At 65.7% G+C, this 24,866-nt stretch carries 18 protein-coding genes; 9 read left to right on the top strand and 9 right to left on the bottom strand.

The window, feature by feature from the left end; genetic code table 11:
* Positions 1 to 3: 3 nt before the first annotated feature.
* From ACTWPB_RS03965 to ACTWPB_RS03985, 5 genes are all read left to right on the top strand, one after another.
* A complete protein-coding gene (locus ACTWPB_RS03965) occupies positions 4 to 5,298 on the top strand; it encodes an amino acid adenylation domain-containing protein (RefSeq protein WP_446224361.1) in 5,295 nt (1,764 codons plus the stop codon).
* Positions 5,299 to 5,398: 100 nt separating this feature from the next.
* Positions 5,399 to 10,264 carry a condensation domain-containing protein gene (locus ACTWPB_RS03970; protein WP_446224362.1) on the top strand — a complete coding sequence of 1,622 codons (4,866 nt, stop codon included), beginning with the start codon at positions 5,399 to 5,401 and terminating at the stop codon, positions 10,262 to 10,264.
* A gap of 370 nt (positions 10,265 to 10,634) precedes the next feature.
* On the top strand, positions 10,635 to 11,585 hold the full coding sequence (locus ACTWPB_RS03975; RefSeq protein WP_446224363.1) for an AraC-like ligand-binding domain-containing protein: 951 nt from the start codon (positions 10,635 to 10,637) through the stop codon (positions 11,583 to 11,585).
* A gap of 51 nt (positions 11,586 to 11,636) precedes the next feature.
* Entirely contained in the window at positions 11,637 to 11,906 is a 270-nt protein-coding gene (locus ACTWPB_RS03980) for a hypothetical protein (protein ID WP_446224364.1), read from the top strand.
* A 125-nt stretch (positions 11,907 to 12,031) separates the two neighbouring features.
* Positions 12,032 to 12,310 carry a DNA-binding protein gene (locus ACTWPB_RS03985; RefSeq protein WP_446224365.1) on the top strand — a complete coding sequence of 93 codons (279 nt, stop codon included), beginning with the start codon at positions 12,032 to 12,034 and terminating at the stop codon, positions 12,308 to 12,310.
* A 1-nt stretch (position 12,311) separates the two neighbouring features.
* On the opposite strand, the gene ACTWPB_RS03990 is transcribed toward ACTWPB_RS03985, so the two are convergent.
* Positions 12,312 to 13,736, bottom strand: a complete 1,425-nt coding sequence (locus ACTWPB_RS03990; RefSeq protein WP_446224366.1) for an ATP-binding protein — start codon at positions 13,734 to 13,736, stop codon at positions 12,312 to 12,314.
* Between the two features lie 171 nt (positions 13,737 to 13,907).
* The gene (locus ACTWPB_RS03995; RefSeq protein WP_446224367.1) at positions 13,908 to 15,833 is read right to left on the bottom strand and encodes an ArnT family glycosyltransferase; all 1,926 of its coding nucleotides are present in this window, start codon (positions 15,831 to 15,833) and stop codon (positions 13,908 to 13,910) included.
* A 132-nt stretch (positions 15,834 to 15,965) separates the two neighbouring features.
* On the opposite strand from ACTWPB_RS03995, the gene ACTWPB_RS04000 reads away from it, so the two are divergent.
* On the top strand, positions 15,966 to 16,364 hold the full coding sequence (locus ACTWPB_RS04000; protein ID WP_446224368.1) for a BlaI/MecI/CopY family transcriptional regulator: 399 nt from the start codon (positions 15,966 to 15,968) through the stop codon (positions 16,362 to 16,364).
* Positions 16,361 to 17,284 (top strand): M48 family metalloprotease, encoded by a 924-nt coding sequence (locus tag ACTWPB_RS04005; RefSeq protein WP_446224369.1) that lies wholly within the window; start codon positions 16,361 to 16,363, stop codon positions 17,282 to 17,284. Before ACTWPB_RS04000 ends, ACTWPB_RS04005 begins: the two co-directional genes overlap by 4 nt.
* 238 nt (positions 17,285 to 17,522) lie before the next feature.
* On the opposite strand, the gene ACTWPB_RS04010 is transcribed toward ACTWPB_RS04005, so the two are convergent.
* Positions 17,523 to 17,912: a VOC family protein gene (locus tag ACTWPB_RS04010; RefSeq protein ID WP_446226227.1), complete on the bottom strand. Its 390-nt coding sequence runs from the start codon at positions 17,910 to 17,912 to the stop codon at positions 17,523 to 17,525.
* 7 nt (positions 17,913 to 17,919) lie between these two features.
* The gene (gene tnpA, locus ACTWPB_RS04015; RefSeq protein WP_446224370.1) at positions 17,920 to 18,366 is read right to left on the bottom strand and encodes an IS200/IS605 family transposase; all 447 of its coding nucleotides are present in this window, start codon (positions 18,364 to 18,366) and stop codon (positions 17,920 to 17,922) included.
* A gap of 25 nt (positions 18,367 to 18,391) precedes the next feature.
* Between tnpA and ACTWPB_RS04020 the strand changes: the two genes are divergently transcribed.
* Complete coding sequence (locus ACTWPB_RS04020; protein ID WP_446224371.1) at positions 18,392 to 19,540, top strand: RNA-guided endonuclease InsQ/TnpB family protein; 1,149 nt, start codon at positions 18,392 to 18,394, stop codon at positions 19,538 to 19,540.
* Positions 19,541 to 19,844: 304 nt separating this feature from the next.
* Positions 19,845 to 21,110: an ATP-binding protein gene (locus ACTWPB_RS04025; RefSeq protein ID WP_446224372.1), complete on the top strand. Its 1,266-nt coding sequence runs from the start codon at positions 19,845 to 19,847 to the stop codon at positions 21,108 to 21,110.
* 19 nt (positions 21,111 to 21,129) lie between these two features.
* Here the strand turns inward: ACTWPB_RS04025 and ACTWPB_RS04030 are convergent, their stop codons facing one another.
* From ACTWPB_RS04030 to ACTWPB_RS04050, 5 genes are all read right to left on the bottom strand, one after another.
* Positions 21,130 to 21,363: a hypothetical protein gene (locus ACTWPB_RS04030; protein WP_446224373.1), complete on the bottom strand. Its 234-nt coding sequence runs from the start codon at positions 21,361 to 21,363 to the stop codon at positions 21,130 to 21,132.
* Between the two features lie 27 nt (positions 21,364 to 21,390).
* The gene (locus ACTWPB_RS04035; protein ID WP_446224374.1) at positions 21,391 to 21,558 is read right to left on the bottom strand and encodes a hypothetical protein; all 168 of its coding nucleotides are present in this window, start codon (positions 21,556 to 21,558) and stop codon (positions 21,391 to 21,393) included.
* Positions 21,559 to 21,694: 136 nt separating this feature from the next.
* Positions 21,695 to 22,795, bottom strand: coding sequence for a hypothetical protein (locus ACTWPB_RS04040; RefSeq protein WP_446224375.1), 1,101 nt, complete (start codon positions 22,793 to 22,795; stop codon positions 21,695 to 21,697).
* A 405-nt stretch (positions 22,796 to 23,200) separates the two neighbouring features.
* Entirely contained in the window at positions 23,201 to 23,590 is a 390-nt protein-coding gene (locus ACTWPB_RS04045; RefSeq protein WP_446224376.1) for a hypothetical protein, read from the bottom strand.
* A 23-nt stretch (positions 23,591 to 23,613) separates the two neighbouring features.
* Positions 23,614 to 24,600, bottom strand: coding sequence for a hypothetical protein (locus ACTWPB_RS04050; protein ID WP_446224377.1), 987 nt, complete (start codon positions 24,598 to 24,600; stop codon positions 23,614 to 23,616).
* Positions 24,601 to 24,866: the final 266 nt, after the last annotated feature.

Genomic DNA, 24,866 nt, shown 5'->3' on the forward strand with positions numbered 1-24,866 from the left:
AACATGTCTGACACCGAAGCCACCCTGTCCGTCGCGGATCGCCGCAAACTGCTGCTCCAGCAGAAGCTGCGCGAACGCGGCATGTCGGCTGCGCACGCCGAACCCGTCGCGGTACCGCGGATTCCGGCGGGGGAGCGGCGCGCGCTCACCCCCGGCCAGCGCCGCATGTGGTTCCTGCAAACCCGCGACGCCGACGACACCGCCCTCAATATCTGCGTCGCCTACCGCCTCACCGGCCCGCTCGACGCCGACCGCCTGCACGCCGCGTTCGACACGGTGGTTGCTCGCCACGACATCCTCCGCACCACCTACGGCGCGGATGCCGACGGCTCGCCGTTCCAGGTGTTCACCGCCGACGCACGCGCCGATTGGTCGACCCACGACATCACCGACCTCGCGGAGTCGGGTCGCGACCTGCGGGTGGAGGTGCTCGCCCAGCGCGAGTTCGGCCGCCCCTTCGCTCTCGGCACCGAGCTCCCGCTGCGCGCGACGCTGATCCGCACCGGGACCGATGAGCACATCGTGCTCCTCGCCATCCACCACATCGCCTGGGACGACGACTCCTGGGCGGTGTTCTTCGCCGAACTGAACGCCGCGTACCGGGCCGGGCAGCCGAGCGCCGCGGGATCGTCCACACCGAGCGGCGCCGCGTTGGCCTCGCCCGACGAAGCGAACGCGGCAGGCCACGGCGTCGGCCGTGACACCGTGCAATTCGCGGCCGTCGCGCCGACCGCGGAACCCGCCGAGGCCGATGTGGCGTACTGGCGCGACGCACTGCGCCCACCGCCCGAACCCCTCGAACTGCCCGGCTCCGCCTCGGCCGCCCCCGGCCGCAACGCCCAGCGCCGCACCCACCGTCTCCCGGCCGAGCTCGTCACCCGCACCGAACAGTTCGCGCGTGAGCAGGCCGCGACCCCGTTCATGGTGCTGCTCGCCGGTTTCGACGCGCTGATCCACCGCTATACCGCCGCCGCCGACTTCCTCGTCTCCATCCCGGTGACCGACCGCCCCGCGGGCACCGAACAGCTCATCGGCTACTTCGGTAACACCCTGCTGCTGCGCGCCACCATGGGCGCCCAGGCCGACTTCGCCCAGCTCGTCGCCTCGGTGCGCGACACCTGCACCGGCGCCTTCGCCCACCGCGGCGTCGGCATCGATCGTGTTGTCCGCGAAGCGAACCCGGATCGGGTGGCCGGTCGCGACGGCCTGGATCAGCTGGTCCGACTTGGTTTCTCGGTGCGCAAGAGCGCCGACGGTTTCGCCATCGACGGTGTTACCTCCAGCCAGCTCGAACTCGGTGCGGCGAGCGCGCAGGTGCCGCTGGCACTCGCCATCGTGCTCGAGGCCGACGGCACCGCGGTGGTGGAGGCCGAGTACCAGACCGATGTGCTCTCCGAAGCCCTCATCGACCAGCTGCTCGCGCACTTCGGCCAGCTGCTCGACAGCGCGTTGCGCGAACCGCGGCGCAGGCTCGCCAACCTCGACATGCTCGGTGCCGCCGACCGCGCGGTGCTGCTCGACCGCTCGCACGGCGTGCGCGTCGACGAACCGGCGAAAACCCTTGTCACCCTGCTGGAATCGGCCGCGGCCGCCACCCCCGACGCGCTCGCCCTGCTCTCCGACGACACCGAGCTGACCTACGCCGCGCTGCACGCCCGAGCGAATCGCCTGGCGCACTGGCTGATCGGGCAGGGCATCGGTACCGAAGATCTCGTCGGCCTTCGCTTCGGCACCTCGGTGGAATTCATCGTCGCGGTGCTCGCGGTGCTGAAGGCCGGTGGCGCCTACCTGCCGATCGACCCGGCCTACCCGGACGATCGGATCGAGTACCTGGTCGAGGACGCGAACCCTCGACTATTGCTCGGTGCGGTCGAATTGGCCGCCGCGGAGGAGATGGCGGCGCAGCTGCCCGCGACCGCACCCACCGACGCGCAGCGTCTGCGTCCGCTGCTGCCCGCGAACCTCGCCTATGTCATCTACACCTCCGGCTCCACCGGCAAGCCCAAGGGTGTTCCGGTGCCGCACAACGCGATCGCCGAACACATCGTCTGCTTCACCGCCGACTGGAACATGACCGCCGCCGACCGGCTGATGCAGTCGTCGTCGGTCAGCTTCGACGCCTCACTGGTCGACATCGCGATCACCCTCACCGTCGGCGCGCAGCTGATCGTGCCCAAGCCCAACGCTTTCCGCGATATCCGCTATGTCGCCGACCTCATCACCCGCCGCCAGGTGACGGTGCTGCACATGGTGCCGTCGATGCTGAGCACGTTCCTGCTGCTGCCCGAGATCAGCGAATGGCAGTCGCTGCGCCAGATTCCCGTCGGCGGCGAGGCGCTGCCCGGTGAGGTCGCCGACCGGTTCTTCAACACACTGGAGGCCGAACTCCGCAATCACTACGGACCGACCGAGGCGGTGGTCTGCTCGACCCATATGCCGGTCGCGGGCCCACAGGGCACCGGTGTGGTGCCGATCGGCATCCCCAACCGCAATGTCTACACCTACGTCCTCGACGAGGCACTGCAACTGGTGCCCGACGGTGTCGTCGGTGAGCTCTACCTCGGTGGCGAACAGCTCGCCCGCGGCTATCTCGACCGTCCCGCACTGAGCGCGCAGCGGTTCGTCGCCGACCCGTTCGCGGCGGCCGAGGGCGGCCCCGCGGCGGGCGCGCGCATGTATCGCTCCGGTGACCTGGTGCGCCGCAACAGCTTCGGTGAACTGGAGTTCGTCGGTCGCGCCGACGAGCAGGTGAAGGTGCGTGGTTTCCGCATCGAACTCGGCGAGGTCGAGGCCGCGATCGCCGCGCACCCCGACGTGGCGCACTGTGTCGTGGTGGTGACCGAGGATCCGGCCATCGGCGCGATGCTGGCCGCCTATGTGGTGCCCGCCGGCGAGACCGTCGACCTCGAGCAGGTGCACGCCTTCGCGGCGAACGCGCTGCCGGAATACATGGTGCCCAGCGGTTTCGCGGTGATCGGCGAGATCCCGCTCACCGTGAACGGCAAGCTCGACAAGCGCGCGCTGCCCGCCGCGACCTCCGCCGCCGTCCGCACCCACCGCGCTCCGGCAACCGCCACCGAACACAAGGTCTGCGCCCTGTTCGGCGCCCTGTTCGACCTCGACGAGGTCGGCGCCGAAGACTCCTTCTTCGAGCTGGGCGGCCACTCGCTGCTCGCGGCCCGCCTGGTCGCCCAGGTCCGCGCGGAGTTCGGCATCGAGCTGGACGTGCGCGTCGTGTTCGACAGCCCGACCCCCGCGGCCCTGGCCGCCAACCTGGTCGCCCGCTTCCTGGCCGAATTCGACATCGACCTCGACGCCGTCGACAACGATTTCGATGACGCGCCCGCCGCGAGCGAGACCGCGGACAGTGCGACCGCGGACACCGCGACCGCGGCTACCGCGGACGGTTCGGCATCGGCGGTCGGCTCAACCGGTTCCGCTGCGGGTGATGTTGATCGCGGCGTCGGCACTGCCACCTCCGCTGGATCACCCGCAGCGGCAGCGGTAGCCGCCGGACCGGGCCGATCCAGCCGACCAGCGATCGGCGGGCGCCCGCGTGGCGAGCGCATTCCGCTGTCGTATTCGCAGCTGGCGATGTGGTTCCAGTATCGGATGGAGGGTGCGGGCTCGGTCGGCAACCTACCGCTGGCCATGCGCTTCGATGGCGCACTCGACATCGCGGCCCTGCGCGCCGCGCTCGATGACGTGGTTGCCCGGCACGAGTCGCTGCGCACGACGTTCCCCGAACACGATGGCGTGCCCTTCCAGGTGGTGCACCCCGCCGCTCCGGTCCCGCTGCCGGTGCGTGAGATCGCCGCCGGCCAGCTCACCGAGGCACTCGCCGAGATCGCCGACTACCACTTCACTCTCGACGGTGAGTCGCTGATCCGCGCCGAACTGCTCGTGCTCGACGCGAGCACCCACGTGCTGTCGCTGCTGGTGCACCACATCGTCGCCGACCACGCGTCCTTCGGCGTGCTGCTCGACGACCTCACCACCGCCTACCGCGCACGCAGCGATTCCGGCGAGGCACCTGGTTGGGCGCCGCTGCCCATCCAGTTCGCCGATTACGCCCTGTGGCAACAGGAACTGTTCGACCGTTGCGCCCCGAGCGAGTTCGCGCGGGCGCAGATCGAATACTGGCGTACCGCGCTGGCGGGTGTGCCCGACGAGATCTCGGTCGCCCACGACCGCGCCCGTCCGCGCGAACTCGGCAAGCGCGGCGAAGTGGTCACCTTCACCCTGCCCGTCTCGGTCCGGTCCGGCCTCGAGCAGCTGGCGATGCGCAGCGGCGCAACGGAATTCATGGTCTGTGAAGCCGCTGTCGCGACTGCGCTGCATGCCCTCGGCGGCGGTGACGACATCACCCTCGGCACGCCGGTGGCGGCCCGCACCGACCAGGCCACCACGAACCTGATCGGCCTGTTCGCCAACATGGTGGTGTTGCGCAACGACCTGTCGAACGCACCGACCTTGCGCGACACCGTGATTCGCGCGCGCAACGTGGTGCTCGATGCCAACGCACATCAGGAACTGCCGATCGAGCGTCTGGTCGAAACCCTCAACCCGCCTCGCTCGCGCTCGCGGAACCCTTTGTTCCAGAGCATGATCCACTTCCGCGGTGCCGATTGGGCGCCCACCACCGTGCCGTTCGCGACCTCGGGTGAGAGCACTGTCACGGTGCTGCCCGCCGACTTCGATGTCTCGTTCCTCGACCTCAATCTGAGTCTGAATGTGACCGCCGAGGGTGGCATGGACGTGCGCGTCGTCGTCAACGCCGACCTGTACGACCCCACCACCGCCGCGTTGATCGCCGACGCGTTGGCCGCTACGCTGCGCGCCTTCGCCGCGACACCTGACCTGCCCGTCGCCGATCTGCGCGTGCTGCCCGCCGCTGACCTGGAGCGGCTGCTGGCCGCACCGGCTCCGGCCGCCGCGAACGTCGTGGCCTCGGATGCGGCAGCCGACTCCGACACCGAGCGCACCCTCATCACGCTGATCGAGGAACTGCTCGAGACGGAGGACGTCACCGGCGAGGACAATTTCTTCGCCATCGGCGGCGACAGCGTCATCTCGATCCAGTGGTCGGCCCGCGCCGCGGAACTCGGCCTGGCGCTGACCCCGCAGCTGGTGTTCGAGTGCGCCACGATCACCGAGCTGGCCGCCGCGGTCGACGCGGCTGCCGCCGCGGCGCAAGTCGGTGAGCCCGAACAGGTTTCGCACGCGCCGATGAGCGCGTCGGGCCTGGAATCCGATGCCCTGTCCGCGCTGACGGCCGCCTGGTCCGCACAGGGATGAGCAATGACATCGGCCGGAGCAACCGGGCGCCGGGCAGCCTTTCGGCGCCGGCGATCGGTTCGCTTCACCGCACGACCACGAAGCTAGGAGAGGACGCAGCATGAGTGCGCCGCAGATCGAAGACGTACTCGCGCTGAGCCCGCTGCAGGAGGGGCTGTTCTCCCTGTCCCGGCTGACGGGCACCGAGATCGACCTGTACACGATGCAATTCGTGGTCGATATCGACGGCCCGCTCGACACCGACCTGCTCCACCGCAGCGCGCAGGCCATGCTCGACCGTCATCCGAACCTGCGTGCCGCGTTCTGGGACACCGATGTGCCCAAGCCGGTGCAGATCATCCCGTCGCGCGCGGAGCTGCCGTGGGCCGAACGGGCCGCGCTGTCCACCGAATTCGACTCGATCGCCGAATCCGAGCGCCGCGTCCCGTTCGTGCTCAGTCGCGGTCCCGCGCTGCGGGTGCTGCTGCTCGACGTCACCGATGCGCCCGCTCCGCGCAGGCGGATGATCCTGACCGCCCACCACATCCTCATGGACGGCTGGGCTGTCGCGGTGTTCTTCACCGAACTGCTCGCCGTCTACCGGGCAGGCGGGGACCTCGGCGGGTTGCCCGCGCCCCGTCCCTACCGTGACTACATCGGCTGGCTCGGTGCCCAGAACCACGACGCCGCGGCCCGCCGCTGGGCCGAGTACTTGCAGCAGGTGAGTGCGCCGCTGGTGCTGGCCGACGGCACCGGTGGCGCCGGTGTTCCCCAGGCCACGCGACTTCGGTTGTCCGCCAATGAAACCGAGCAGTTGCAGCAGTGGGCGCGCACCAACGGGATGACGCTCAACACCGCTGTCCAGTTCGCCTGGACGCTGCTGCTCGGCCGCATCACCGACCGCCGCGATGTCGTCTACGGCACCACGATCTCCGGCCGCCCCGAGAAGCTCGCGGGCGTCGAAGGCATGGTCGGGCTGTTCATCAACACGGTCCCTGTGGTGCACCGTCTCGATTCCGCCGAGCCGGTCGTCGCGCAATGCGCACGCCTGCAACGCGATTCGGCCACCATGCGCGATATCGGTTACCTCAGCCTTTCGGCCCTGCAGCGCGCGGCGGGCCACGGCGCCCTGTTCGACACCCTGTTCGTCTTCGAGAACGCACCCATCGACGACGCCATCCAGACGGTCACCGCCCCCGACGGCGCCCAGTTCCGTCCGATCGAGATGGAAAGCCTCGCCCACTACCCGCTCACCGTGGTCTCGCACCTGAGCGAGGGCGAACTCCTCGTCCTGGTCGAAGCGATCCCCGCCCTGCTCGGTCACCTCGACCCCGCCGACCTCGGCGCGCGCATGCTGACCGTCCTGCGCACCCTGTCGACCCTCGACGCCACCGCGACCACCGAGGCGATCGACCTGCTCACCGAGGCCGAGCACCGCGAACTCCGCAGCGCCGCAACGGATATGACTCCCGCCCCGACCGCCACCCCGTGGGAACTGTTCGAGCAGCAGGCCGCGGCGGCCCCGGACGCGATCGCGCTCACCACAACCAGGGGTGAGGTCTTCACCTACCGCGCCTTGCACGACGAGGCGTGCCGGATGGCGGGCGAGTTCGTCACCCACGGCGTCGGCCCGGAAACCGTTGTCGCCCTGATGCTCCCGCGTGGTACCCGCTCGATCATCGCCATTCTCGCGACGTTCGCCGCGGGCGCTGCCTACGTCCCGGTCGACATCACCCTCCCGGCCTCCCGCATCGAATCGATTCTGCGCCAGTCGAACCCGACTCTCGTTGTCGTCATCGGCGCAGACCGCGCACTGCTCGACAGCACGTCGATCGACACGTTCTCGATGGACAGTGTGCCTGGCAGCGCCGCTGTCATCGGCTCGGCCGAGGTCGCCGGTGGGACAGTTGGCGACCCGGCGACGGCTGATCGGCATGACGCGGCCGTCGGTTCGGCGGCCACCGATGACGACGTGGTCGCGGTCGTCGCCGAGGGCAGCGGGGCGCCGGATGCGGCAGGGGCTTCTGCCTCGGTCAACCGGCATGGCGACACAGACGGTGACTCGGATTCAGCCGGTGGGGCGCTCATCGGTCGGCAATCTGTGCGGGTGTTGGTACTCGACGATCGCGCCGTCGTCGAGCGGATGGCGGTCCGGCCCGCCCAAGCCCCCACTGTGCGTCGCGAACTCGACCACAGCGCCTACATCATCTTCACCTCCGGTTCGACGGGCGAACCCAAGGGCGTCGTCGGCACGAACGCCGCGCTGGCGGGATATTTCGCCGATCACCTGGAGCGCTTCTACCGGCCCGCGATGGCCAAGCTCGGCCGCCCGTTGCGTATCGCGCACGCGTGGTCGCTGGGCTTCGACGCTTCCTGGCAGCCGATGGTCGGCTTCTTCGCCGGTCAGGCCCTGCACCTGTTCGATGCCGAGGAGATGCGCGACGCGCACCGAATCGTCTCCGGCATGGCCGAATTCGACATCGATATGATCGACACGACCCCGTCGATGCTCGCGCAGCTGGCGGCAGCGGGCCTGCTCGACCGCGCACTGCCGGTGCTCGCCCTCGGCGGCGAGGCCATCGACACCGCGCTGTGGGCGCGACTGCGCGCCCTGCCGGGGACAGCTGTGTACAACTGCTACGGGCCCACCGAGACGACCGTCGAAGCCGTGGTCGCACCCGTGGCCACCTCGGAAATCCCGACGATCGGCACCGCCAACGGCGGCATGGTCGGCTACGTGCTCGACTCCCGGCTGCGACCGGTCCCGCGGGGCATCGTCGGCGAGCTCTACCTGTCCGGCGGGCAGCTGGCCCGCGGCTACCTCGGCAAACCCGCCATCACCGCGGACCGTTTCGTCGCCGACCCGTCGCGCCCCGGCGAGCGCATGTACCGCACCGGTGACCTCGTACGCAGGCTTGCCGGTGGCCGTTTCGGCTACCTCGGCCGGGCCGACGCCCAGGTGAAGGTGCGCGGCTATCGCATCGAGGTCGGCGAGATCGAGACCGCGCTGCGGCGCTCCGCCGATATCGACACCGCCGCGGTGACCGTGGTGCGCCGTGCCGGTGGTGCGTCGCTGGTCGGCTTCGTCGTCGGCAAGGCCGGTCGCGCCGTGATCGTCAGCCGGGTCCGTGCTGACCTCGCACAACGCCTGCCCGCGTACATGATTCCCGCGCGCATCCTCGTCATGGACCAGCTGCCGGTGAACGTCAACGGCAAGCTCGACAGCCACGCGCTCAACGAGCTCGCCGAGCAGTCGCTGTCGGTCGCCGACAACAACGCGGCCGCCGAGACACCCACGGAGATCGCGCTCAGCGAGCTCTTCGCCGAACTCTTCGATGGCCGCGCACCCGGTATCGACGCCGACTTCTACGAACTCGGCGTCGACAGCATCGTCGCGATCTCGCTCGTCAACAAGGCCCGTCGCCGCGGCCTCGCGCTCAATCCGCGAATGGTGCTGGCCTGCCCGACTATTCGTGAACTCGCCGCCGCCGTCGATGACGCACCGGCCGCCGCCGCTCAATCCGGCGCCGACGCCTACGGTGTGATCCCGCCGCTGCCGGTGGTCTCCTGGATGTACGAATACGGCAACTACCGCCGCTTCACCCAGACCGCACTGCTGCGCCTGCCCGCCGGAATCGACCGGGCCGCACTGGAATCCACGCTGCAGGCGCTGCTCGACGCGCACGACACCCTGCGCGCGGTGCTCACCGATACGTCCGACGGTCCGCGCATGGTCACCCGGGTGCCCGGCGTGGTGAATGCGGCCGACCTCGTGATCGAGGCGCCCCGGGGGCTTGCCGGATCCGAACTCGACTCGGCCATCACCGAATTCGCGCGGATCGCCAACGACGCTATCGATCCCCGCGCGGGTGACATGGTGCGCGCCGTGTGGTTCCAGGGCGCTGCGTCTGCCCGGATCGATGCCGATGGCGCGGAATCAGCCGGTGTGGTGTCCACCTCGGACGCCGAAGCCGGTAGTGGAGACATCCTGCTACTCGCTGTGCACCACCTCGCGGTCGACGTCGTGTCCTGGCACATCATGCTCGACGGCCTTGCTGCCGCCTGGCAACAGCTCCAAGCAGGCGTGACGCCGAAGATGCTGCCCGAGTTCACCTCGTATCGGCAGTGGTCCGAGGCCATGTGGCAGCGCGCGTCCGAGCCGGAAGTCCTCGCTCAGCGCGACTATTGGGCCGCGCAAGTCCGCGAGCCCGACGCCGCACTCGGCTCCCGGCACCCCGCACCGGCCACCGACACCTGGTCGAGCCTGCGCGTGAGTACGGTAGCGACCCCCGTCGCGGTCACCGAACGTCTCCTCAACCGCGTCGGCAAGGACGAGGGCGTCCGCGAATTCCTGCTCACCGCCCTCACCATGACCATGGCCTCGCTGCACGCCGAGAACGGAAACGACCCCACCGCAGGCGCTTTGATCGCTTTGGAGGGGCACGGCCGAGCCGATGCCGAACTCGGTACCGACACCGCCAACACCCTCGGCTGGTTCACCAGCGTCTTCCCCGTCCGCCTCGGCGTCGGGGACCGTGCGGTGGATATCGCTCGTGCGCAGCATGATCCGACAGCGGCACGTGCGCTGCTGACGTCCGTCTTGACCCACGTGCGCGAAATCCCCAACCAGGGACTCGATTACGGCCTCCTGCGCTACGTCACCTGTGCCGCAGAGCTTCGCAGCGCAGCCGAACCCCAGGTCGAGTTCAACTACCTGGGCCGAATCGACCTGAGCGGCAACACGAACGAACCATGGTCGCTGCTCGTCGGTCAACACGACACCGCACTTCCGCTCGACCCGGAACCGGACCTACCCCTGCGCTACGCCGTGGACGTCATCGCGGGCATCGGCACCACCCCCGAAGGCTCTGCCCTGACCACAAACTTCCGCTGGAGCGCAGCCCTTTTCACCGAAACCAAGGCCGCCCGCTTCGCCGAACTCTGGGAGCAGGCGATCACCACCCTCGCCGAGGCGCTGGACCGCTAGGCGATCAGCACGGGAGACACCTCTGTGCTTCGGTGGAGAGGACGTGGCACAGCATGGAGCCGCCTTCCTGGGTGTCGGGGTGGGCGGTGGTCGCCACGCCTGTTATCGGAGATGTTCGGCCCTGGCGACGAGAAGAAGCAATTAGGTAGCTAATTCTCTCCCTGGGGGCCGATCGCTCGTGAGGTGGTGCTGTCGGCCCAGGTGAAACCCGGAAAATGCTCCTTCGTCTGGAAATGGACGAGCGGTGATGATAAATTCCACGATGCGGGCAATGGTTCGGCAATCGAAGGTTTCCGGCTGCGATCCCACACGCAACCCTGTTCGACAGGGCGATGCTCTGGCCGTCCCATGGGAGGCGTAGGTCTGTTCGATGGTTAACCTGTCTTTCAAATCATTCGGCGAATGGGAAGCGGCGATGTCGAGCGCGTATGTGCCGACCGCCGTCGAGCCACTGCCCCAGCAAACCGCCTTCCGCGGTGAACTCGTCGCGCGCGCCTACGGCGATATCGATTTCACCTCGCTGCGCGCCAGCGGTCAGCGGATGTCTCGCACCCAGCGCATGATCGCGCGATCGAATGACGAAGCGCTCTACGCGACGATTTGCGTCGCCGGCGGCGGCCGAGTGGGCCAGGATGATCGGCTGGCGGAGCTGCGGCCGGGCGACATGGTCTTCCTCGACAGCCGGCGTCCGAGCTGGAGTGAATCCTACGGCGAATACGAACAGATCGTGGTCCAGATACCGGTGTCGGCGCTGGCCGAGCGCGGCGGGTGGACGAACTCGCTGACCCCGACGGCGGTCACCATCGAGCCCGGTTCGGCGGCCGGGATTGTCGCCGACTACTTGCGCAAGATTGTCGCGCTGCCGAGCTCGCATCCAGAACAGGCCGCTGAGCTGGCGATCCACACCGTGCCGATGGTGGTCTCGGCGATGGCGTTGACCGCGGGGGAGTTACCGGTCGGGCCCGGCGCGCAGGTCTTGGCCAGGGAGCAGGTACTTGCCTTCATGTCGAGCCGTTGTGGCGATCCGGCGCTAACGGTCGACGACATCGCCCGTGGTTGTCTGCTCTCGCGGCGCGCGCTCTATCGGTTGTTCGACGGCGATTGCACCGGTGTGATGGGCCGACTGTGGAGTATGCGGGTTACGCGGGCTGAAGCGTTGTTCCGCGCCGATCCGACCAGGTCGTGTGCAGCGATCGCGGCGCAAGCCGGGTTCAGTACGGAGCGGCAGTTCTACCGGGTGTTCCGGGCGCAGACCGGGCGCACGCCCGGGCAGTTCCGGGACGAGCTGGCCATCAGCGGGCATCCTCTGCGCTGCGGATAGGGCACCGCGCGGCGAGTAGAGTTGTAATAGTTCATGTAGTACAGTTTGGCTATGACTACCGCTCGTCCCGGCGCCACCACCAACGTCTCGGTGTCGATGCCATCGGATCTCCTGTCCGCGGTCCGCGACCGGACGGGCAAGCGCGGTCTCTCGGCCTACGTTGCCGAAGCGGTGCGGCACCAACTCGAGATGGACGGCCTGGGGGAGATCGTCTCGGACTTCGAGTCGAGCCACGAACCGCTCACCGACGCGGAGGTGCAAGCCGCAGCTGAGGAGCTTTTCGGTCGCGGCGCGCAGGGCTCCGACCAGGGAGCCGCGTGACGAAACGGAACGTTCGGTCGGTAGTCCTGGATTCCGAGGCGCTGTCACTGCTGCTACGACATGACAGGGCGCTCACCGCCCACATCGAAGCGGCCAGGCGGAACAGCATTCCGGTACGAGTATCGGTGCTGACAATCGTCGAAGCCGTTCATGGAAAAACGGACATGGGCAGGCTGAGTTGGTTGCTTTCGCGGCTGAGAGTCGAGGAGGTAACCCAGGCCGATTCGCTCGATGCGGTGCGTCTGCTGCCGGAGGCCGACGGTTTACACGGGCATAAGTACGCGATCGACTCGTTGGTAGCGGCGATGGCGCTGCGCAACCCTGGACCGCCAGTGGTTCTCACATCCGACCGTGATGATTGGGAGCGGCTTTGCGGTGATCGCGTCCTGATCGTCGACGTATAGCTCAGGTGGGTGGTGGTCGCCACGCCGTGAGCAGGTCGGCGGGGGTGAAGGTGGCGGCGAGGTGGTCGGTGGCGATGCCGGAGCGGCTGACGGCGATCAACGGAACGGGGTCGTCGGTCAGCCGGAAACGGTGATTCTGGAGGGCGGTGAGGTCATGGGTGTCGAAGGGTGAATTCTCGAGCCATTTGATGGAGCCGAGGAAGGCGAGCTCTTTGGCTACGGGTTCCCGGTCGGCGCCCACGATGTCGATCTCTATGTCGTTGGTTCGAGTCCAATATCCGCCGATGGCTGGGACCGCGGGGATGCCTTCGGCCGGGAGGAGCCGGGCGAGGGATTCACGGATCAGCGGTTCGACCGCACGGCCACGCCAACTTGTCCATCCACGGCGGATTCGATCCACCGTCAGGTCGCCGCGCAGACGATCCAACTCGGGCAGGTAGGGGCCGAGAAAGGTGAGCCAGAACCGTAGGTAGGGATCGGTGATCCGGTAGCGGCGATCCTTCGATGCGGTCAGGCTGATCGGTAGTTCCCCGGCGACAATTCCCTTGTCCACCAATAGGTTCAGCGCGCGCGAGAGGCTGGTGCCGGCCAGGCCACCGGCGGCGCGGGCGATATTGGTGAAGGTTCGTTCGCCGCTACCGATCGCGGACAGGACCTGGCGCGGCAACGTCTGATCGGGGAACTCGGCCGCCAAGGACAATTGCGCGGAGACGATCAGTGGGCTGACCGGGTCGGCCAGTTCCCTGGCCAAGAACTCCCACACATCCTCGCCTGTGCGCCATCGCGCGCAGATGATCGGCAACCCGCCGGTGATGAGCGTGGCGTCGAAGGCTGCCGCGGCATCGGAGCCGGTCATCTCGGCGACGTCGGCGGGGTTGAGCGGGCCCAATCGCATCTCGGTGCCGCGTTGATGAAACGGGCGACCGTACGACGTGAGCGCGGCCATCATGGCCAGGTCGGAGCCGATCAGGATCAGCAGAACCGGTTTGCGGCACAGTTCGCGGTCCCACGCGCGTTGGAGAACGCTCTCGAACGCGCCGGACTCGTCCATCAAGTACGGCAACTCGTCGAGAACGACGATGCTCGGCTCGTCGTCGGGCAGAATGCCGGCGAGCTGGCGCAGGGCTGCGGTCCAGTTGGCCGGACGCGCCTCTTCGAAGATCTCCGCGTCGGGCAGGGAGGAATCCGCAACCGTGTCGGAGAATTCGATCAGGGGGTCGGTTCCGAGCCCGATCTCGCTGGTATAGAAAACATTCGGCGCACCGCTGCGCTGGGTGAACTCCTCGATCAGCGCGGACTTGCCGATGCGGCGGCGGCCGCGCAGGATCAGGCACCGGCCAGGTTTCGAGGTGCCGATCGCGGAGCGGACGCCTGCCACCACGGCGTCCAGGGATCTCAGTTCGTGCCGGCGTCCGACGAAGTCCATCGATGCCCCTTAGTATCATTCATGATAGTAACATTGAAGATACCTTCATCTGTGGGCGTTATCGGTGCGTCGGGCCCGGCCCAACTGCACCACCGGCACCAGTCCCGCGGTCGCGATCAGATTCGAGTCGTCGACGGCTGACGCGGCCTGTCGAGTGTGTGAGAGGCGCATCTACGGCGCGCTCGCCGTGGGGGTAGACGACTGGGCGCAGTCGTAGAGCACCGTGTAGGACGGAGCGGCGTCATAGGTACGGGGATCGACGGTTGAGCAGTGACCGGCGACCCAGGCTTGCCGGGTGCCGGAGGGACCGTCGGTTCCGGGCATGGGGATCAGTAAGACGAAGCGAAGTTGCCGGGAGTCGACGAGTTCAGCCAAGCCCGTCGCGGTCGGATACGGCATCGAGGCGGTGAAGCCGCCCATCGGCAGCACGCTGTGCCCGGCAGCGATATATGTTGCGGCGCTACTGGCGTCACCGACCGCGAACAAGTATTTCTCGCCGTGGTATTCGCGTTCGAGGTATTCCAGGAGGCGACCGTCCGGGGTGGTTCCCAGCAGCGGAGTCGCGACCGGCGGCGGCGGCGAACCAGGGGGTGTGCCGAACATCATCGTCAGCCCAGCACTGCCGGCCTCGGTGCCGTAGACCGCCAGCGTCGTCTGTGGACCCGCCACGGGGTTGGCAGTCAGCGCCGACGACGGAGGGATGGCCGGTGACGCCACTATCCACCCGGCAGGCCCGACGGCGACGACGACCACCGCGAGGACGGTGACCTGTGTCTCGGGTCGCCGAACGATCACCGCGACCACGCTCACGATGGTGAGGGTCACGATCACCGCGACCAGTGACATCGTCCACGACACCGACTCCACGCGCCCGACCTGAATCGTCGCTGTCACCGCGGCGACCGTGAGTGCCGAGAGCAACACGAGGTCGCAGGGGCGCCGGTATCGGGTCTCGGTGGCCAGCGCGATCAGCCCGCCGCCGGCCAGCGCGGCGATCGCGGGAGTGAGCATGGTCGCGTAGTACGGGTGGGCCCCGCGGGTCGCGCTGATCGACGCGCCGGCCACGAGCAGCCACCCACCCCACAGCACCCATCCAGCAGTCACCCGCGACTGTGCCCGTGGAGTCAGCACGGCCCCGGCGAAAGCGACGACGATCGCGAAGGGCAGCATCCAGCCGACTTGGCCGCCGAACTGCTCGTTGAGCAACCGCAGCGGCCCTGAAACACCCCCGAATGGCACCGCCATCGGTCCCTGGTCGCCGCCCGCGCGGCTGAAACCGTTGTAGGAGAACACCATCTGCCACGGCGAATTGGTGGTGCTGCCGTCGAGATATGGGCGCCGCGCTGCGGGGATCAGGGCGACGGCGCCGATCCACGACAGCGACAGTGTCGCCGTGCCCACAACGAAACCGGACAGGTGGACCGCCCGCGCGCGGAAGGGCGCGGGCGACCCGACGGCGTAGGCCGCGACGAAGGCAGGCATCACGAGCCAGGACTGCAGCATCTTCACCTGAAACGCCGCGCCCACCAACACTGCGGCGAAAATCAGCCACCGCGGGCCGTCATCGATCGCCCGGGTGAGCGTGTAGGCGGCGGCGACGAGCAAGAACGCCAGCAGCGGATCCGCGAGGTTAACTTGCGCCGCCGCGAACGTGACCGGGCTGACCAGAAGAAACACCGCCGCCACAATCCCGGCGAGAGAACCGGCCCACCGGCGCACCGTCAGATACAGCATCGGCACCGTCACGATCGCGGCCACCGTGCCGGGTAGCAGCATCACCCAGTCGTGGTAGCCGAGCACCCGTACTGCCAGCGCCTGTAACCAGAACGCGCCGGGCAGCTTGTCGAGGGTGATCGACCCAGCTCGGTCGAAGGCACCGAAGGCGAAGTTGGACCAGTCCTCACTCATGCTCCGCACCGCCGCGCTGTAGTAGTAATGGGTGTTTCCCCTGGTCAATCCCCACACGTGTAGAGCGGTCGCCAACAGTGTGAGCATCGGCAAGGTCCAGTTCGCGCGCACGGCGACGGTGAGCCGAGCCGCTCGCATCGCGGGATTGCCCGATGGGCGGCCTGTGTCCTCGATGGGTGTCGTCGCCACTCGTGAACTCCTTCGCTGGTGTGCTACGCAACGTAGCACTACGCAACGTAGCACTACAGGCGGTAGCAGTGATGCCGACGGCGGGCTATCCTTCGCGCAAGGCCAAATCGGAGCACAGCCAGGGTGGAGGCGATGACAGTGCGCGGCGAGGGTACGGGCAACCTGGGCGAGCTGGAACGGGCAGTCATGGACACGCTCTGGGCGGAGTCGACCGCACTGACCGCGCGAGCGGTCTGTGCGGCTTTGTCCGCCCGCGCTCTGGCGTACAACACCGTGCGCACCGTGCTGGATCGGCTCACGGCAAAGGAACTCGTGATACGAGAACCCGACAAAGCCAGCCGCGCGATGCTCTACCGCCCAGCAGCGACCCGCGATGCGTACGTGGCGGAGTTGATGCTCGAGGCGTTACGGCAGTCCGGTGACCGAGACGCCGCGCTGGTGCGGTTCGCCCAGTCCGTGTCCGATCCGGACATCGAAACGTTGCGGGCCGCGTTGCCGACCCAGCTCCGGAGGCGCGGAAAACGAAAGTGAGCGAGCCGATGATCTACCTGCTGCACCACCTGATCACCCTCGGCCTCTGCGCCGCGACAACGCTGCTCTGGGTGCGCCGATCCTGGCGGCATCGCTCACCCCACGTCACCCTCATCGCGGGACAGTTGACGATGTTCGCCGCCGTATTCGCGGTGATTGGCCTGTTTCTCAGTGCCGGACTCGCTCCGTATCGCGAGGGCGTCGTCCCTGGCTTGGCAACGCTGGTCACCGACGCCGCCAGCCGCGCCTCCCTCGGCATCGCTCATCGGTGCCTGATCGGCGCGGGATGCGTCGTCGCGGCAGGCTTGCTCGTGACCGTCACCTGGTGCGGGTACCGCACTCATCGCCGCCGTCGTCGCCTTCGTGCACTGCTGTCGGTTGTGTCCACCGGAACCGACGCGCTGCCCGGAATGGGCGTACAGGTGATCGACCACCCGGCCCTGGCCGCATACTGCATCCCCGGTCGGCACTCGAATGTGGTGATCAGCCAGGGAACACTCCAGGCTCTGGGACCTGACGAACTCCGCGCTGTCGTCGCCCATGAGCGCGCGCACGTTGCGATGCGGCACGACCTCGCGCTATTCCCATTCGTGACCCTCTACCAACTCCTTGGCCATCACCGTGCCGCAGGCCGCGTGCTCGCTGAAATGCAACTACTGATTGAAATGTGCGCCGACGACCGCGCCGCACGCCGTCACGGCCGTAGTGCGCTTCGCACGGCGTTGATGACGTTCCAGCACAACGATATTGGATCTTCGCCGAAGGGTATGCTGGCCGCCGCCGACATCGCTGTCACTCAACGCTGCTCCCGCCTGGCGCATCCGCCGAAGCCGCTACCCGCTGCGATCACACTAATCGCGATAACCGCAGCTACCGCATTGATGGCCACCCCCATCAGCCTCTACCTCCTTCCCCTGTAGCGGGAGATCGAGACCAGCGACTCACCCCAACAAAGTTGCATCTCCGAGATGCCCTCGAATCAGTTCGAAACGATCGCTTGGCAAACCCGAACCCTCCAGGCCGCACCCAGTTTCGTGATCCCAAGTCCACGCGATCACACGACCACCCGCGGGCCCACCGTCCCGTTTCCGCCGACGCCCATGAGTAGCGGATTTCAGGTCCGGGCCGGTCTGTCCGAAACCTCCAGGTGCCGGTTGCTCACGCCACCCCTACTCGCCGCCGCAGCAGGCAGAATTCGTTGCCTTCGGGGTCGGCCAGCACGTGCCAGGGTTCGGTGCCGGTCTGTCCGATGTCGACCTTGCGGGCACCCGCCGCGAGCAGACGCGCTAGTTCTTCGTCCTGATCGCGGTCGGTGGCGTTCACATCGAGGTGCATCGGCAATTTCCCCCGCCGGGGATCGGTGCTGAGGCTGAAGAGCAGCGTGGGCTGCGGCCCACCGAATTCGGTTCCCGGCGACCCGATCTGGACGTCACCCTCGTCCCGGTCGAGCACGACATAGCCGAGCACTTCGCACCAGAAGCCCGCCAGCAGCTCCGGGTCAGCGCAATCGATGACCAGAAAACGTAGCGCGCAAGCCCGGTCCTTCAGGGCCGGGTCAGCGCATCAATTTCGGCCTTCCTGGGGCACGCGGCGGGCGCTGCTGCTGCTCGATGTACTGCCGGATCATCGCGATCGGCGCACCACCACAGGAACCGGCGAAATAGCTGGGCGACCACAGATGCCCGTTCATGCTGTGCTGGCTCACCCAGTGCCGATACTCCTCGCGCAGGCGACGGGCCGACACCCCCTTAAGGCTGTTCACCAGCTTCGACACCGCGACTTTGGGCGGGTATTCGACCAACAGGTGGACATGGTCACGTTCGCCGTTGAACTCGACAAGGACGGCACCGAAGTCAGTACACACGTCTCGCATCACCCGTTCGCACGCGGTGAGCATGTCGTCGGTGAGCATTCCACGCCGGAATTTTGTAACAAAGACCAAATGGACATGCATTGCGGAAACAACGCTACGACCACGTCGATACTCACCTTCGGAAACCATAGACCGATACGGTACACTCGATCTCGTGCAACTCCGGTACAACTTCCGCGTTTACCCGGCGCCCGGCCAGCAGGCCTCGCTGGCGCAGGCGTTCGGGTGTGCGCGGGTGGTGTACAACGACGGGTTGCGCATGCGGCAGCAGGCCCGCGAGGCAGGGTTGCCGTACATCAAGGACTCGGCGTTGCAAACCCGGGTGATCACCGAGGCGAAGCGAACCCCCGAACGGGCGTGGCTCGCCGAGGTTTCCAGCGTCGCTCTCGTGCAAGCGTTGGGGGACCTGCACACCGCGTACCGCAACTTCTTCGCCTCGGTCACCGGCAAACGCAAGGGTGCGCGGGTAGCGCCGCCACGGTTCCGCTCCCGTAAGGACAACCGCCAAGCGATCCGGTTCACCCGCAACGGGTTCACGGTGCGCCCGAACCGGCGACTGTATGTCGCGAAGATCGGCGAACTCGATGTCCGCTGGTCACGGGAACTGCCGTCGGACCCGTCGTCGGTCACGATCATCAAGGACGCGGCGGGCCGGTACTTCGCGTCGTTTGTGGTGGAGACCATCACCGAGTCGCTGCCGCAGGTCGATTCCGAAGTCGGTATCGACTTGGGACTGACCACGTTCGCGGTCCTGTCGGACGGCAAGACGATCGCCTCGCCGAAGTTCCTGCGACAAGCCGAACGTAAACTCCGCAAGGCGCAACAAGCGTTGTCGCGCAAACAGAAAGGCTCCGCGAACCGGGCCAAGGCTCGGATCAAGGTCGCCAAGGCGCACGCGAACGTGGCCGACACACGCCGGGACTGGGCGCACAAGCACTCGACACAGATCATCCGCGACAACCAAGCGGTGTATGTCGAAAATTTATGCGTGAAAGGTCTCGCTCGGACCCGGTTGGCGAAGTCGGTTCACGACGCGAGCTGGGGCATGTTCACTCGCATGCTCGAGGAGAAAGCGAACCGGTACGGGCGCACCTTCGCCCGCGTGGACCGGTTCTTTCCGTCCACCCGCATGTGCTCGGTGTGCGGTGCGATCGGCGAGAAGAAGCCGTTGCACGTCCGGGAATGGACATGCACGTGTGGCACCAGCCACGACCGCGACTTGAACGCGGCACACAACATCCTCGCGGCCGGACAGGTCGAGAGGTTAATCGCCTGCGGAGGGGCTGTAAGTCCGGTCGCGTAGCGGAAGGCACGTCCCGGTGAAACAGGAACCCACCGAGAGCGCCCGCGGGGCGCTGGTAGGAATCCCGGCCCTTCAGGGCCGGGAGGATGTCAAAAGTTCGGTGATCTTGCATGCCATGCACCCGACCGTACGCCCGAATCCCCGCCCCGGAAACGGTATGCCGGACCCTGTCCATCGTGCCGCGAGCACACGGAACCTTGCGGCAGAACACGAACGTATGTTGCGGCGAAACACGCACGCCGATAGCGGCGAAACACGTATGTGGGCAGCGGCGAAACACGCACAGTTGTGGCAGGATGAGCCTGTGACCTCGACTTTCTCCTCTTCGCCAATCGGTCGGATCCTCCCTCGGCACGCCGAGTCCGCAATCCGTGCGGCGATGACAGATACGAGGGTTGTTCTGGTCAACGGCGCCCGTCAATGCGGGAAGAGCACGCTGGTGTCCCAGATCGGCCGCGAAGTCGGGGCAACCTGGCACAGCCTGGACCGGTCACGGACTCGCGAGGCCGCGAGCTTCGACCCGACCCAATTCGTCGCCGAGTCATCCCCGATGGTGATCGATGAGGTTCAGCGTGTGCCTGAGCTGCTGCTGGCCATCAAAGAAACAGTCGACGCGGACGGTCGGCCTGGACGATTCCTTCTGACCGGATCAGCCCACGTGATGGCGCTACGCGCGGTACCCGACGCATTGCCCGGCCGCATGGAAACGATCGAACTCTGGCCGCTGTCCCAGGGCGAAATAGATGGTGCGCCAGATGGATTCATCGATGCGGCATTCGAGCAAGGGCCGAACCTGCGTTACGGCGGAGTCGACGATCGCGACAGCTACCTGGAACGAATCTCCCGGGGTGGATTTCCCGAGGCAGTCGCCCGAACCGGCAAGCGGCGGTCGCAGTTCTTCCAGTCCTACGTCGCCGACCTGATCAATCGCGATGTGATGCAGCTGTCAGAGATCGAACGGACATCGCAGATGCATACCTTGACCAGTTTGGTTGCCGCTCGGTCCGGCCAGCTGCTGGTGCCCGGCACTTTGGGCAACGAGCTCGGCCTCACCCGCGACACGATCACCCGATATCTACGGTTGCTCGAAGAAGTGTTCCTGATCAAACGAATCCCAGCTTGGTCGCGCAATCTCACGACCCGTGCGACGTCGACATCCAAAGTGATCATGGTTGATTCCGGCATCGCCACCAACCTGTGCGGCGCGGACACCCGATCGCTGCGCGGGGAGCGCAGCCCGCTCGGCAACCTGCTCGAAGGGTTCGTCATGTCCGAACTTGCCCGCCAGCTCACCTGGTGCGATCAGCAGGCACGAATGTTCCACTACCGAACACGAGACAACGTAGAGGTAGACATCATTCTCGAGAACAACCGCCGCGAAGTGATCGCCATCGAAGTAAAAGCCGCCGCCACCGTGCGCGGCGAGGACTTCCGGGGCCTGCGCCACGTCGCCGACCGATTGGGTGAGGACCTTATCGCCGGCTATGTCCTCTACACCGGCAACGAAACACTCCCATTCGGTCCCAAGTTTCGCGCCGTGCCGGTCGCGGCTCTCTGGAACGTGGGCTGACCTCCCGGACCAGTCGAGGCTAGGACTGGCGGATCTCACTCTTGGCCCAGACCCCGTCGATACGGTGGCGCCGCATCGCCAGGCCCGCTGCTCCCACCGCCATCGCGTCCTGCCTGCCATCCACCACCGTCACCGAATAGTCCGCCTTTCGGATCGTCACCGCCCGGTCGAACCGATGGTCCGCACCCCCGAACTGATACGTGACCTCGTCCTCGGTCTCATAGGCGAGGCGGACGACCAGGTAAATCGCCATGGTGGCCTTCTTTCGGCGTCACGGTCCTCAGGAGTTGGACCGATTCAGGATGTCGGTGTAGAGCAGACGCCCTCCGTGTAGCCGGAGGGCGGCGAGGCGGGTTTTGGCGCGGCCGAGTTTGGTGGTTCGGGCGCCCGCGCTCGTAGTAGAGACATCCCACCACCCGTCATCTCCCTCGTTGGCGGAGTTCGCCATCCAGATGTCCTACTCGTTCGGCCAAGCCGACCTCTGGCCAGCCCTCGATCTCTTCGCGAGGGTCCTCGGAAAAGTGGGGGAGAAGGTTCATCATTCAGCCTGTTCGGATTCTTTGTTGTCAGTCTGTTCGCGTCGATCAAACTGCGGAGTGATACTCAACTTGGTGGTCGTTGATTTCTGCACCCTGGCGACGCAGACTGTCCAGCACCTGCCGGGTGAATTTTCGGGCAGGTCGGTAGTGGGTGCTGTGGTCGCTGACCATCAGGACTTTCCCCTGGTGTGCCGCGATTTCCCCGGCTCCCGCGACAGGTGCTCCCGCCAGGAAGCTCGAATGATGGAATTTTCCGAGGATATGGAAAGGTGCGGAATATAGGCTGCCATTATGGTCCATGGCAAAGATGGCTCGGCCTCCCTGTGGAGTCCACAAGGTTTGTGCTGACGTGGTGTCGAACAAGTTCTGCTTTTCATCGTGTAGTAATCCGTCGTAGCCGAACAACCGAAAGCGCCTGCGCCTTTCGTCACCGAGATATTCGACCTGTTTGCCATCCCAAACGGAATTTCCTGCAAGATGCTCGCCTCGGAATGTGGACTGTATCGTTGTCGTCTCGTAACGAGTCGAAAGTGGTGAAGACCGCGGATCGTCGTCGCCGAGCAGGAAAATATTCTCCCACCCGAGTCGTCCGGTGCCGGTCAACTCGCGGAGAATATCCATTGGGTCGCGGTCCGGGCTTCCGCTGGCAAGCATGACGTCATAGCTGCCTTCCCAATATGGCGAGAAGAAGCCGATGACGGCACCTGACCGCATGCGTAGCAGGAGGAATGGTACACCGCCGCTGTACTGATCGAATCCGCGGCCAAGGCGACCTGCAAGCTCGTGTGCCATCAGCGCGATGCGCGCGATCGGTTTCGCTCCTTCGAAGGCCGAAACCCAATCGCTCGGAAGCGGTACATACTCTGGATCGGCCCAAGGTCGTAGTGCGTCCATATGATCGACAACACGGATTAGAAATTTGTACAGCTCGCGGGGGCTCTGCTTCATTTCCACTACAGTCGGCAATGGCGAATGGATCCTGAGCCCGGCGTGGATGGCCGTGTACTCTTCTTCGGCTGTCAGTGTTCCGATCGGCTCCACGATGAGTGCGTTAGCAATTCTGGCGACGATGTCATCGCTTAGTTTTGGTTCGAATTGGACCCAATAGAAGATGACCGTAACTATCCCCCGCCAACCTGGTTTCACTCAAACTCCATCTCATACCTGCGCTTGCACGCCAATATACTGAACGTACTAGTCGATACAGTTCTTAGGGCTGACGGCTACCGAACTTCATCCACGTCCGATCGGCGCGGTGACGGGCATAGCCATCCCAGCTACCAGTACGGCCATACTGGCTTCCTTCCTGTCTGCGCACGTCACCAAATAATCCGCAGGATTTAATACGTCACTTCGTACTCGGTTTCGGGCTCGAGTCGAAAGACCGGGTAGATCGCCAACCCTCCTCCTCTTTCGTAAGTCGTGGATCAGTGATCCAGGATTATGGCTGGCCTTTGCCTTCGCCGCATTATCATGCAGCGGAGCTCGCATGACAGCCAAAGGTCTTCGCTCCGAACCAGGCAGTGAGGATCAGGGATCAGGAGTTCCGCTTTACGGCTCGCGCTGCGAATTCATTTCCTGCTGGAGCAAAGTCATCGCAGACATCAGCTCTTCCTTGCTTGGAATATTGGCGACATACTCGCAACTTTCAATATGTCGAAGTAGTTCGGGATGCGGTCCTATTCCGTATTTCCTGAGGTAGTAGCTGGCTCCGCAGTGCCATACCCAGGTCCCATCGGAGGCGTAAGACATGGGCACTATCTGTTTAGCGTTCGAGCTCAATTGGTCCGCGGATAGGCCGGTTGTTCTGATTACCAGAAGTCCACCATCCAGGAATGTGGCAATCTTTTCTCGTTCTGAGTGGTCAGTGATTTTCTTACGGCGTTCGAACTCTGGATGTCCATCTGAATCGGATCCGTCGAACAGTCGTGCGAGTTTCATGGGTCTCCTCGATATTGGGTGATCTAGGGATTGAACAGTTGCCACGTTCCGTCGGGCGGGATTCTCGGCCAGGTCTGGTTGTTGGAGTCGGTATAACCTGACGATACGACGCTGGACCCATCTGGATACCCCCAGGCCAACTCGGTCGGAGCGTAAACATCGACCCCCAACTCAGTGGCAAGTTGTTGAGCGAAGCCGTCTGACTCTTGCCCCGTGTTGCAGGAGAACAGGTGGATCGGCTCTCCGTTCCAATTGGGGTCGGCGCGAACCAGTGCGGCCAGATCGGCTGCGCTGAGCGAGGTCCCGTCCACGGATGCTGATTGAGGGCTGCCGTGGAGGTCTAGCGTGTACCGCCCAGGCGTTGGCGATAGCGATAGCGCCGAATTGCGTAGCCGAGTGTCCGACGGTGCATAGTATGCCCGTCCAGCAGGCGTATCCAGGCCGATATCGAATATTTGTTGAAGTTCTGGAGACAGTGATGGGGTGATCGGAATCGTAGTAGTTGCCGTACTCTGGGGGTCTAGAGGATGCGTTCCACCGAGGTTTTCGAGATCATGCGATGTAAGCCCACTTTCACCATTTCCCGTTAGTCCAACCTGTTGTCGCAACAATTCTACAAGCATGTCCAGGTCGGCAATCGGGCTAACGCCATCGGGATTGTTGGGATCGAGGTCGATGGTCATATCTGGCAACTCCGAGCCCGTGGCCGGAACTAGATCGGCCATCATCCGGTCGCCGAACGATAGCTGTCCGCTGTTATTGAAATGTAGATCGAGGGCGAACTGGGCTCTCTGGATAAACGCATCGACCACCGCCGGATCGAAATGGGAAATACCGCTGATGCGGAAGCTGATGCGAAGTACAGACACGGGCGCGTTGAACGCCGAAGTATATCTGCCCCAGGTGAAACGGCGGCGACCTTGATTGTCGGTGACGGGGTGGACGCCGCCGTCTGGATATTGTGCCCGCAGTTTGTCTCGCGCCTTGCGGGATCGGTTGGCATCGGTCATCTGATGGCTGCTCGGAGTCAACGGTCTTGCCGTGGGCGCAACTTCAGGGGTGATGTCGGTTGTCGTCGAAGCCTGCTGATGGGTCAGGGAAGACGGCTGTTGTGTGTCCGGGGCAGCGGCAGGGGCGGGGTTGGGTGTTCTGCCGGGGGTGTTCGACGGCGTTTTCGCCGGTAGGGCCCCGGTAGTTGCCGGGGGTGTTGCGGTAGGCCTTGGCGATGACGGCGTTGAGGTCGGGGCCGGGTTGACCGACGGCGTGGGTGCGGACA

The organism is Nocardia sp. IBHARD005, assembly GCF_052814245.1.

What these genes read in the sequence shown, in the direction of transcription:
- ACTWPB_RS03965 (WP_446224361.1), top strand. Translation starts at nt 4, where the DNA reads ATGTCTGACACCGAAGCCACCCTGTCCGTCGCGGATCGCCGCAAACTG.
- ACTWPB_RS03970 (WP_446224362.1), top strand. Translation starts at nt 5,399, where the DNA reads ATGAGTGCGCCGCAGATCGAAGACGTACTCGCGCTGAGCCCGCTGCAG.
- ACTWPB_RS03975 (WP_446224363.1), top strand. Translation starts at nt 10,635, where the DNA reads ATGGTTAACCTGTCTTTCAAATCATTCGGCGAATGGGAAGCGGCGATG.
- ACTWPB_RS03980 (WP_446224364.1), top strand. Translation starts at nt 11,637, where the DNA reads ATGACTACCGCTCGTCCCGGCGCCACCACCAACGTCTCGGTGTCGATG.
- ACTWPB_RS03990 (WP_446224366.1), bottom strand. Translation starts at nt 13,736, where the DNA reads ATGGACTTCGTCGGACGCCGGCACGAACTGAGATCCCTGGACGCCGTG.
- ACTWPB_RS04000 (WP_446224368.1), top strand. Translation starts at nt 15,966, where the DNA reads ATGACAGTGCGCGGCGAGGGTACGGGCAACCTGGGCGAGCTGGAACGG.
- tnpA (WP_446224370.1), bottom strand. Translation starts at nt 18,366, where the DNA reads ATGGTTTCCGAAGGTGAGTATCGACGTGGTCGTAGCGTTGTTTCCGCA.
- ACTWPB_RS04030 (WP_446224373.1), bottom strand. Translation starts at nt 21,363, where the DNA reads ATGGCGATTTACCTGGTCGTCCGCCTCGCCTATGAGACCGAGGACGAG.
- ACTWPB_RS04035 (WP_446224374.1), bottom strand. Translation starts at nt 21,558, where the DNA reads ATGGCGAACTCCGCCAACGAGGGAGATGACGGGTGGTGGGATGTCTCT.
- ACTWPB_RS04045 (WP_446224376.1), bottom strand. Translation starts at nt 23,590, where the DNA reads ATGAAACTCGCACGACTGTTCGACGGATCCGATTCAGATGGACATCCA.
- ACTWPB_RS04050 (WP_446224377.1), bottom strand. Translation starts at nt 24,600, where the DNA reads ATGACCGATGCCAACCGATCCCGCAAGGCGCGAGACAAACTGCGGGCA.